This window comes from Burkholderia sp. Ac-20365 (assembly GCF_017104715.1).
In the GTDB taxonomy this organism is placed as follows: Bacteria; Pseudomonadota; Gammaproteobacteria; order Burkholderiales; family Burkholderiaceae; genus Paraburkholderia.
Window position 1 is genome coordinate 1 of the sequence record NZ_JAAGPI010000102.1, and the last position, 1,136, is coordinate 1,136.

Annotated in this window: 2 protein-coding genes; one reads left to right on the forward strand and one right to left on the reverse strand. The window is 48.6% G+C overall.

Annotated elements, in window-relative coordinates; all coding sequences use genetic code 11:
• On the forward strand, positions 1-393 hold a 393-nt coding region (locus G3O01_RS44770), incomplete at its 5' end, for a MarR family transcriptional regulator (protein WP_205813916.1).
• Positions 394-458: 65 nt separating this feature from the next.
• Here the strand turns inward: G3O01_RS44770 and G3O01_RS44775 are convergent.
• The coding region (locus tag G3O01_RS44775) for a hypothetical protein (RefSeq protein ID WP_205813922.1) at positions 459-1,136 on the reverse strand (678 nt) is incomplete at its 5' end.

Here is a 1,136-nt window from a genome sequence, read left to right on the forward strand (position 1 = left end):
TCGGTGATCTCTCGATTGATGGAGCGAGAATGGGGGTTAATTCTTCGTCGGGTTGACCTAACTCCTCCAGTCGCTCTAGCGCTACGAGTCGTGTTGCATTCGCCGGGCATCACACCGAGCAAGTTGGCTAGAGCGCTGTTCATAGAGCGGTCAAGTGGAACTCGGGTGATCGACATTCTTCACAAAAAGAAACTCGTATTCAGGCGAGACAGTAGAGATGATGCTCGTGAGTACCATATCTTTCCGACGAAGCTGGCGCTTGAACTTGTGGCTGAACTCGAGAGCGCAGACGAAATTACGACTGAACTCATAGTCGATAAGCTCGGTGAGACCTTGGTCGAATCCGTAGTCTTGGACATGGAAAAAGTTGTTATCGCATTCGGCGGAAGATAGAAGATTTTTCTCGAGATGGGTTGAGAATATTGAGTGGTAAAAAAGCGGCCTTTAAGGAGGCCGCATCAGAGGTCCGAGTCGCTTTCGTCGCAACGAAGCAACGGGAAATCGATTTCAGTTCTAGTAACGGAATTCAGTAGGTTTGTCATCGTTGCCATCGTGGCTGCGGATACGATAGCGATGATGTCGGAGTCGTTGAAGCCGACAGAGCGAATTCTTCCCAGATCGTCGTCTTCGATGTGCCCCCGCTTTGTTGCGACGACGAGAGCAAACTCAATGGCAGCGGCCGCTTTCGCGTCGATCGACGTGCCTTGGCGATTTAGCTCAATTTCCGCTGGCATGATCCGAGCGTGATTCAATGCCAGATAGCGATGTTTTGAAAGATCATAGTCAGAGCCGTTTAGCTGTGATACAGCGAGACTGATTTTTTCGACGAGTTTGTGGCCGAACACCTTAGTTGCTGAAACTACCATCGACATATAACCGTCCATCACCTCAGAATTCGTACCGATTAGCCGGTATTCGTTCGGAACTTTACCCATAGCTTGGTGAATCTTGTCCAAAGCTTCTCGCGACGCATCAGGCACATCGTCGCGTCCGGGGATTGCAAGGCGGGGCATCCAATTCTCCTTGAATTCGATAGTCATCGCTATGATTACTCCGATTTGTAAATCATTGAATGTGTAAAGATTGAATTTATCTTTCTCAGATTCGAGTGATAATTCAGGATGAGATTGTTTTCG